Origin of the sequence: Anaerovibrio sp., from assembly GCF_045637405.1 — a bacterium.
GTDB lineage: Bacteria > Bacillota > Negativicutes > Selenomonadales > Selenomonadaceae > Anaerovibrio.
In genome coordinates this window covers 1-8,676 of the sequence record NZ_JAZTZI010000154.1, presented here as the reverse complement: position 1 = coordinate 8,676, position 8,676 = coordinate 1, and the positions used below count along the sequence as shown (strand labels likewise).

Here is an 8,676-nt window from a genome sequence, read left to right as displayed (position 1 = left end):
CCCTAACAAGGGTTTTCTCCTTACCACTAAAGGTATGCATATCCTTGGCTATCCTTGGTTTATTCCCATGGGACGATTGATAGGAAGCAATATTCAGCTTACAAAATCCCAATTTGGCTTTGATCTGACAATGTATTATCCTGAAGGAGTATCTCCGGTATCAGATACCTATAAGATATATGTCCCAAATGATATGCTGATTCCTGTACTGCGCATGATATTGAAGCAATTGGCAACTGATGATCCCATGGCTCCTGTATTCAAGGAAAAACGCATAAAAAAGTTTTGTACCAGCTGCGGCACAAAGCTGCTTCCAGGAGCAAAATTCTGCCAAAACTGTGGAATAAAATTATATTGATCATATAGAAAAAGTTGACTATACTACAAGACAAAACCGCCAGTTATTGGCGGTTTTTCTTTGTTTTATATTAAAAGTCTGTTTCATTGAAGGATAATTGCGGGTGCTTCCACGGCGTTTCCAAACCATCAATATGTTCAAATAAGTCATCTTTGATGTCAGCCCCCATAGGATCAAGTATAAAATCTATCCCTTCACGCCTTGCAAGTTTAGCGGCTGGAACGAAATCGCTATCTCCTGCAATAAGGATAATCTGGTCAACCTGATGCTTATAAGCAAGGGAAGCAATATCTATACCTATTCTCATATCCACGCCCTTCTGCTTTGCATGGAATTCAAAATCCTTCTCTTTCAGATCATCAATGGTACTTTTATGGTTTAATAAATCCTTGGTTACTGAAGACTTCAGATTATAATTAGGTTTATCTGCCAATACACCAAGGCGGATGGCAAACTTACGCCTTCTCTTCATTTCTTCCAGAAAAGCAAATGTCCAAGTATAAGTATCAGATTTGTCCAGCTCTATGTTTTGTTTAGTCAAAGGATGATAAACACTGCGTTTATAAGGAGCACAATCATAATAAAAAATTCGGTAAAGCTGTCTTGTATTTGCCCCATCTTTTTTCTTCATATGTGCCATGCAATATGCACTCAGCTCTTTGGCCCTTTCATCGGGAGACTTTATACCCCACTGGTGGCGTGCCCGTTTGCGGTAAAATCCGCCATCAACAAGTATAGCTGTTTTTATCATATTAAATGCTCCTCCAAAAAAAAGAGGCCCAGGGATTCCACTGCTCCAGTTTCATCGGAGAGCGTACTACCAAGGGCCTGTTAAGCTATTTAAATGACCTAGTGGCAGAAACCTCTAGGTACGATAATATTACCCTTAAACAAACCCGTTGTCAACAATTTGCATAAAGCACAACATCACTATCCCCACATAAAAGTGTATATACCCAAGCACCTGTGTCTTTGTAATTTTAGTTATATACTAATATTATTTTAATATATTTATGTAATTTTATCAATAGATATTATTTTATTAGTACAATAATAAAATATCCCTCCTTCTTGGTTGCCCAAGAAAGAGGGTACATATCAAAGGATTTACAAACTAGTTGCGGTCCTTGAAAAAATCCGCCCAATATGGATTTTCTCTATCAAATATTTCTTTCTCCGCCGCAGTCAAATTCCATGGGTAATCAGAAAACAGATTATATATCTTCTTCTTATCGAAACTAAAAAGATGTTCTCCTATTATGCGTGGATTGTCTACCCAGTAAATTAAGTTCTTCTCATTTTCTTTGTAAAACTCATACTTAACTGACAAAGCCATGCACCTCCTCTGCTTATTCCTATATCCCCGCTTACGCAGGGCAGACTAATCAATGAGATTGTCATCACGATACCACTCTGGATCATTCCCGCTCACGCAGGAATTACTACAACTTATCCATAAAAGGAACAATTGGAGTGGGATCACCCCCGCCTGCGCGGGGAATAGTCCTTGGTCATAAAATAGAACGCCTTTGTCCAGGGATCACCCCCGCCTGCGCGGGGAATAGTTGACTCTCTTATGCTTTATTGGCAGCCCTCGGGGATCACCCCCGCCTGTGCGGGGAATAGAATCAATATAACATTGATATGTATGCCGTGTAGGGATCACCCCCGCTCGCGCGGGGATTAGTTCTATGCCTACTGTCTATCCGCAAAAAACTTCTTCCAATAAGGGTTTTCTCTATCAAATATGGCCTTTTCTTCATCGGTCAGCGCAGATGGGTAATCCCGAAACATATAGTATTCTTTCTTCTGGTCAAAGCTGAATATCCAAAGACCTATCTGCCCTGGTGTATCTTTCCACCATATTGTATCCTTAGGGTTATGCTTATACCAATCATTTCGCATGTCCACCTACACCCTTCTTCTGCATATCAGATGCTGTGTTAATATACCCAAGCAGCTGGGATCACCCCCGCCTGCGCGGGGATTAGGAAGCGGACTATTTAGAACAGCAGTTGAGCTTGGGATCACCCCCGCTCGCGCGGGGATTAGTACACTACATTGATGGAGTTATCCTTGCCATAGGGATCACCCCCGCTCGCGCGGGGATTAGACCAAGCCCTTTGGGGAAGCGGTTACGCAGTAGGGATCACCCCCGCTCGCGCGGGGATTAGTTTTGGCCAGTCACATCGATTTGCGCCAGATTGGGATCACCCCCGCTCGCGCGGGGATTAGACTAAAAGATCCCTTTTGTTACGCCATTCTTAAAAAATGTAAGATCCCTTTTTAATCACTTTGCTTCCAATTTTACACCTATAGATTTTTCCTATTTCGTATAAATTCATATACAGCTTGGCAGGCAATGACTTCCATCGTGAGATAGTTTTCCCCATATTGCTTTGGTTTGTTTTGACAATGTAGTTATTTTTTTCATACAAAAATCTCCTTGCACAGGAAATGATTTTCTATGTTCTCTCTGAGTATATTCTTTATAAATTCATATAATCCTTTTTTACTTATGAAAACATAAAAAGGCATTTGACAAGCCTAGAAAATTAACAATCTAAACCTACAAATGCCTTTTGTTTTATTAGTATTATATTAAATCAACCTATTTTTACCTTCCCCACCAGCTCAGATACATGGCTGAGGTTATGTTTTTCCAGATATGCGTCGATGCCTTCGGCTACGCGGACTACTGCGTCAGGATGGACGAAGCTTTCGGCTCCTACCGCAACGGTGGATGCACCAGCCAACAGGAATTCGATGGCATCCTCAGCAGTGGCAATGCCGCCCAATCCCATAATAGGGATATTCACCGCCTGAGCCACCTGATACACCATCCGCACTGCAATAGGCTTTACCGCAGGGCCCGAAAGTCCCCCGGTTACATTACCCAAAAGTGGCTTCCAACTGTTGATGTCAATTACCATGCCAGTAAGGGTATTAATTAGAGCCACAGCATCTGCCCCAGCTTCCTCCACGGCCTTGGCCATGACGGTAATATCTGTAACATTAGGCGACAGCTTTACAATAACTGGCTTGCTGGTATGGGCTTTAACCTCCTTGGTAACAGCAGCAGCTGCCTTTGGATCTGTGCCAAAGACTATTCCGCCTTCCTTAACATTTGGGCAGGAAATATTGACCTCAATGCCATCAACACCATCCACATCCAGCTTCTCAGCCATTATGCCGTAGTCCTCCACAGAACTGCCGGAAAAATTGGCAATAAAGGCGGTATTTGGCGCTTCTTTCCTTACTTTAGGAAGAATATCCCTCAAAAATACATCAATACCGGGATTTTCCAGCCCAATGCAATTAAGCATACCAGATGGCGTTTCTGCGATACGCACCCCTTCATTCCCCGCTCTTGGCAGTGGGGTCAGTCCCTTGGAAATAATGGCTCCCACCTGATTTAAATCGAGGAAATCGCTGTATTCCACGCCAAAGCCGAAGGTTCCGGAGGCTCCCATAACAGGGGTAGCCATTCTGATACCGGCAAAATCAGTTGCCAATCTTGTTAAATTCATCAGCCAAATACCTCCTCTGCATCAAATACAGGCCCGTCACCGCATACCTTCCAACGCTTGCCGCTCTTACCCTCAAAGGTACAGCCAAGGCACACACCAAAGCCACAGGCCATGCGCTTTTCCAGAGAAACCTCACACTCAATGCCCTGTTTTATGGCCAGCTCTGCAATCCCCTTCATCATAACAGTAGGGCCGCAAACCTTAATATGCTTAATATCCGAATATTCCTTCAGTATATCCGGAATGGCGTCAATGGCAAAGCCCTTATGGCCGTATGAGCCATCATCGGTGGTATATACCAGCTTTTCAGCAAAATTCTCTACGAAATCGCTCCAAAACAGTTCCTTGTGATTGCGTACACCCAAAAGAATAACAGGCTTGGGGCCATTCAGCTCTTTACCCAAATGACGGGCAGTATAAATAATAGGGGCAATGCCTACGCCACCGCCAATGAGCAGGGTACGACCATCATTATTGAAGGAAAAGCCATTGCCCAATGGACCCTCCACGCTGATAGGGGCTCCCTCATCAAGCTGGCTCAGCTCCTGGGTTCCCTTACCGGCCTTACGATATATTAGAAGCAACAGCCCCTGCTCTTTATCCACATCGGCAACCCCAAAGGGACGGCGCAGGTAGGTGCTGCCCATTTCGTTTTTAATCATAACAAACTGCCCCGGCTTTGCCACAGCTACAATCTCCGGACACTCCAGTACCAGGGCATTTACATCGGCAGATAATTCCCAATTGGAAACAATATTGCCTATCTCCACCATTTTTTTGGTTTCGTTCATTTCGCAATCACCTCATTTAATTATTAAACCATATTGCCAGCTAATTTGCCACCCCTGAGGGTTATTCAGTATCTCTTAAAGGAAAAGCTGCCCCAAGGGACAGCTTTTAAAGGTTTAAATAACTTTAATTTAACATTATGTAATTCTATTAGAATTTTAAAGTTGCACCAACCATGAAGGTACGACCCTGAAGTGGATCGAACTGGTTAGACCATGTAGATTTTGGTACAAGATAGTATACCTGATTGGTAATATTGTTAATCTTGAAGTAGATATCAAGATTTTCCGTTGCCGCATAGCTGGTATTGAAATCCCAAATAGCATAATGATTGCGACCATAAGCCGTATCATCGAGGCCACTGCCAAACCGGCCCAAAAGGTTGGCCTTCCACCGGTCACAGTTGTAATGAATGCCTAAGCGATAGCCGTTTGGCTCATAATAGAGCACAGTTTTATCATCAGTCTTACTGCTGATATAGGAATAGCCGGCTTCGTAGGACCAACGGTCAGACAAAGCACCATTCAAGGAAATATTAATACCCTGCTTCTTTTCATTGGACACATTTTTAGCATCCGTCCACCAAGTAGCTGGATCATATACCCATTTAATGGCATCATCAATGTCGCTCCAGAAGTAGTTTACATCCAATACGGCCTTTTCAGAGAATTCATGGGTTACACCAACGGTTTCCACATGGCCGGACTCCGGCTTCAGATTTGGATTACCTCTCATGAAATAAGCATTATCAATATAGAACATATCATCAGCGGTAGGAGCCTTAAAGACCTTGCCCCAAGAAGCATACAATCTGGTCTGCTTCGTTGGCTGATAATTTAACGCTGCTTTAGGCGACCAATGGGTACCAAAGGCATCATGATGGTCCATCCGCAAGCCTGGTACAAAGGTCCACTGATCATCCAATCTTATGGTATCCTGAACAAACATGGCATAGGTGGTAATGTCCTTGCCCTCATAGCCACTCTGCTTATTGGTGGAGGAGCTCTTGCGCCATTCGCCACCGGCCACAATCTTATGGTTGCCTAACTGCCAGCCATTCTGGTATTCTAAGCTGTTTGTATGGGTATCATACTTACCCTTATAATCAGTAGACTTATAATTAGCGGCATAACGCAGGAAGCCTGATACAGGCTGATCCTCTTTGAAATTATAGGTAATGGAACCATAATTATAATTATGGTCCTGATGACGTAATAAAGCATCCTCCTGAATACCCATATCAGTCTGTCTATGGGTAAACATTAACCGCAGGGAGTCGCTGTCCGTGAACCTTTTATCCAAGCGTAAAGAAAGGCTCTTTTTGTTGTAGCCACTGTTTTCACGCCGTACGCTTTCCCCATTATTGCCTCTATATTTAAAGTAATCCCGCTCCTGCAGACCAGCGGTTACAAACCAACTCCAATCACCTTCACTGCCCTGGTTGGCGAGCTCAAGGTTGTGGCTGCCAAAGGAACCTATATTCATATCCAGGGTGGTTTCTGCCTTGCTACCCTTCTTGGTGATAATGTTTACCACACCGCCTACAGCATCACTGCCGTAGAGGGCTGAACCGGCACCCTTTACCACCTCAATGCGCTCGATGTTCTTTACTGACGGTATCATCCCCAGGCTTACACTGGCCCGTGTCATGGAGCCCTGGTCGTTATTAAGGCGCTGACCATCAATGAGTACAACTACACGCTGGTCACCGTTGATAACTACCTCCTGGTCACCGTTAGCATTACCATTGGTTACTACTACACCATTGACATGGGTCAAAGCCTCAGCCACATCACTGTAGCGATTATCCTCAATCTGCTGAGCGGTAATCACCGTTACATCAGCCGGGGTGCTCATGCGGGATGATGGCATACGCTCCGCCGTAACTACCACATCCACAATATCGTCATCTTGTGCCACGGCCTCTGCCTGACATACGGCGGCACCGGAATACACCATGCTCACAGCCAAGGTGCCCAACACCAATTTTTTCAAATCCCTTTTCATCAAAAAGCCTCCTCTAACTATTCAACTGCTGACAGATGCTGCTGTGGCTCCAGCTTAAACTTGTCACCATATACCCGATAGGCAATCTCCTGAACCGCAAAAACAAAATCTTGTGAGCAATTATATATATAACCCTCATCTGGCATCAGCAGGGCACCATTTTTTATGGCTTTCATTCCCTGTAGCCCCGGGTCATTGATGTATTCAGACCGGATACGGTTTATATCCACCTCTCCATGATTGTTATAGGATGGTAAGAACAGAATATCCGGATTTATGGCCACCATTTTTTCCTTGGTCATAATCTGTCCATTTTGGATGCCCGCAGCAGCAGCACCATTTATAACCCCAGCCAGCTGACATGCCTCATCAAAGGCACAGCCCGCACCACCGTAGTCCTTCATAAGGGATATGAGCAATACACTTTTTCGCTCCGACTGAGGAATTTCTGCTACCTCGGCCTTGATTTTCTCCAGCTTTTCATCCATTTTCTTTAGCAAAATGTCTCCCCGCTGGGATTCCCCCACCGCCTGAGCCAACAAGGTAATAGTTTCCTTTATATCCTGCAAATTCTTTGGTCCCTTGCAGACCACCACCGGAATTCCAAGATCCCGCAGGGCCGCCACCCTTGATAAATCGCCCCAGTCCGGCTCGATTACCAAATCCGGCTGAAGTGCAGCTATTTCCTCGACAGACGGATATTTAATCTTGGTCTGAACCTGTTTACCAAGCTCCACCATATTGGAGCTGGATGGGTCGTCCAGCAGATTATTAACTGCCACCATGCGCTCCGGCTCTACTAAACCCAGCATCATTTCATCGGTACTCATGGACATGGTCAGTATCCTCTTAGGCTTGGCGGGAATAGTAACGGTTGTACCCTGAATATCTGTAACTGTATAGGAGGCTGAGGTTTCTGCCTTTTCTCCCTCCGGCTTGCAGCCCACTAAAGACGCAAGCACCAACAATAAAATAAATATATAATTCAATCTGACAAATCTGCCCATTATAATCTCTCCCAAAGCAATACAAAAACCGCCCCAAATGGAAAAAGGACGGCTAAAACTCGCTAATCCCCTTCCCATCTCTCGTAGGTCAAACGGTGATTGTTAATTAGGCAGTTCTCCTGGCTCCGGATCATGGCTCCTCCGCTCCTTCCCAGGTTTCCCCAGTGGCATTAAATGCAGATTCGCTCCCCGATACAGTGGCGTGACCGCGCCGGCCTCTAACCGGCTTTTCTATTAAGTCTTGCGACACCTAACCCTTTATTCTGTTGTTTTCAAATACATTCCTCATGGTATCATCAGACGAATTTATTGTCAATGCAAAATATAATTAACAGTTATATAGTATAAAATATTATTTTATTTTGATACAAAGGTCCCATAACAAAATCAGAGCCATGATAAGATGTAAATTCATCCTATCATGGCTCTTAATGTTAATCATCCAAAACGCTTAAAGTGATACTTTGCATTTACAAGCCAGTTATACCCTAAACTTACTCATGGCAGTCTGCAAATCAGTAGCCAGACTGGACAGGGCATTGGCGGCGGCAGCGATTTCCTCACTGGAGGCGGACTGTTCCTCAGCTGCTGCGGAAATAGTCTGGGTTTCCTCAGAGGTATCACGGCAAACCTTGTCAATGTTATCCATAGAACCTACCACGTTCCGCATTCCATTGGAAACCGTCTGAACAGCGGAATTAATTTCTTCCATTTCATTCTTGATGGAGGAAACACGAGCTGTAATATCCTTAAACTGCTCACCCACATCCCGAATGGCCTGTGTACCCATAGCAACCTCCTGGGTACCGGCTTCCATAGCATCCACAGCTTCCTTGGTATCTCCTTGAATAACGGAAATACGGTTCTTGATTTGCTCAGCAGACTCCTGGGACTGCTCTGCCAGCTTGCGAACCTCCTCAGCTACTACCGCGAACCCACGACCAGCCTCCCCGGCACGGGCTGCCTCGATAGCTGCATTAAGGGC

9 protein-coding genes and 1 riboswitch are annotated in these 8,676 nt (G+C 44.7%); of the genes, 1 reads left to right on the top strand and 8 read right to left on the bottom strand.

Annotated elements, in window-relative coordinates; genetic code table 11:
- Positions 1-358, top strand: a 358-nt coding sequence (locus ACKI5G_RS10570; protein ID WP_407400194.1) for a zinc ribbon domain-containing protein, incomplete at its 5' end; no start/stop codon positions are given.
- A 70-nt stretch (positions 359-428) separates the two neighbouring features.
- On the opposite strand, the gene ACKI5G_RS10565 is transcribed toward ACKI5G_RS10570, so the two are convergent.
- From ACKI5G_RS10565 to ACKI5G_RS10530, 8 genes are all read right to left on the bottom strand, one after another.
- Positions 429-1,109, bottom strand: coding sequence for an NYN domain-containing protein (locus ACKI5G_RS10565; RefSeq protein WP_407400192.1), 681 nt, complete (start codon positions 1,107-1,109; stop codon positions 429-431).
- Positions 1,110-1,472: 363 nt separating this feature from the next.
- The gene (locus ACKI5G_RS10560) at positions 1,473-1,688 is read right to left on the bottom strand and encodes a hypothetical protein (RefSeq protein ID WP_407400190.1); all 216 of its coding nucleotides are present in this window, start codon (positions 1,686-1,688) and stop codon (positions 1,473-1,475) included.
- 365 nt (positions 1,689-2,053) lie between these two features.
- Positions 2,054-2,269, bottom strand: coding sequence for a hypothetical protein (locus ACKI5G_RS10555; RefSeq protein ID WP_407400188.1), 216 nt, complete (start codon positions 2,267-2,269; stop codon positions 2,054-2,056).
- A gap of 695 nt (positions 2,270-2,964) precedes the next feature.
- On the bottom strand, positions 2,965-3,888 hold the full coding sequence (locus tag ACKI5G_RS10550; RefSeq protein ID WP_407400186.1) for a dihydroorotate dehydrogenase: 924 nt from the start codon (positions 3,886-3,888) through the stop codon (positions 2,965-2,967).
- On the bottom strand, positions 3,888-4,679 hold the full coding sequence (locus tag ACKI5G_RS10545; RefSeq protein ID WP_407400184.1) for a dihydroorotate dehydrogenase electron transfer subunit: 792 nt from the start codon (positions 4,677-4,679) through the stop codon (positions 3,888-3,890). Before ACKI5G_RS10545 ends, ACKI5G_RS10550 begins: the two co-directional genes overlap by 1 nt.
- A 148-nt stretch (positions 4,680-4,827) precedes the next feature.
- Positions 4,828-6,684 carry a TonB-dependent receptor plug domain-containing protein gene (locus tag ACKI5G_RS10540; RefSeq protein ID WP_407400182.1) on the bottom strand — a complete coding sequence of 619 codons (1,857 nt, stop codon included), beginning with the start codon at positions 6,682-6,684 and terminating at the stop codon, positions 4,828-4,830.
- 17 nt (positions 6,685-6,701) lie between these two features.
- Positions 6,702-7,691: an ABC transporter substrate-binding protein gene (locus ACKI5G_RS10535; RefSeq protein WP_407400180.1), complete on the bottom strand. Its 990-nt coding sequence runs from the start codon at positions 7,689-7,691 to the stop codon at positions 6,702-6,704.
- Positions 7,692-7,782: 91 nt separating this feature from the next.
- A riboswitch (cobalamin riboswitch) is annotated at positions 7,783-7,960 on the bottom strand.
- A 212-nt stretch (positions 7,961-8,172) separates the two neighbouring features.
- Positions 8,173-8,676: methyl-accepting chemotaxis protein (locus ACKI5G_RS10530; protein WP_407400178.1), on the bottom strand; the 504-nt coding region annotated here is incomplete at its 5' end.

Bases quoted from the DNA above. Each gene is read 5' to 3' on its own strand.
- ACKI5G_RS10565 (WP_407400192.1), bottom strand. From the start codon at position 1,109: ATGATAAAAACAGCTATACTTGTTGATGGCGGATTTTACCGCAAACGG.
- ACKI5G_RS10550 (WP_407400186.1), bottom strand. From the start codon at position 3,888: ATGAATTTAACAAGATTGGCAACTGATTTTGCCGGTATCAGAATGGCT.
- ACKI5G_RS10545 (WP_407400184.1), bottom strand. From the start codon at position 4,679: ATGAACGAAACCAAAAAAATGGTGGAGATAGGCAATATTGTTTCCAAT.
- ACKI5G_RS10540 (WP_407400182.1), bottom strand. From the start codon at position 6,684: ATGAAAAGGGATTTGAAAAAATTGGTGTTGGGCACCTTGGCTGTGAGC.
- ACKI5G_RS10535 (WP_407400180.1), bottom strand. From the start codon at position 7,691: ATGGGCAGATTTGTCAGATTGAATTATATATTTATTTTATTGTTGGTG.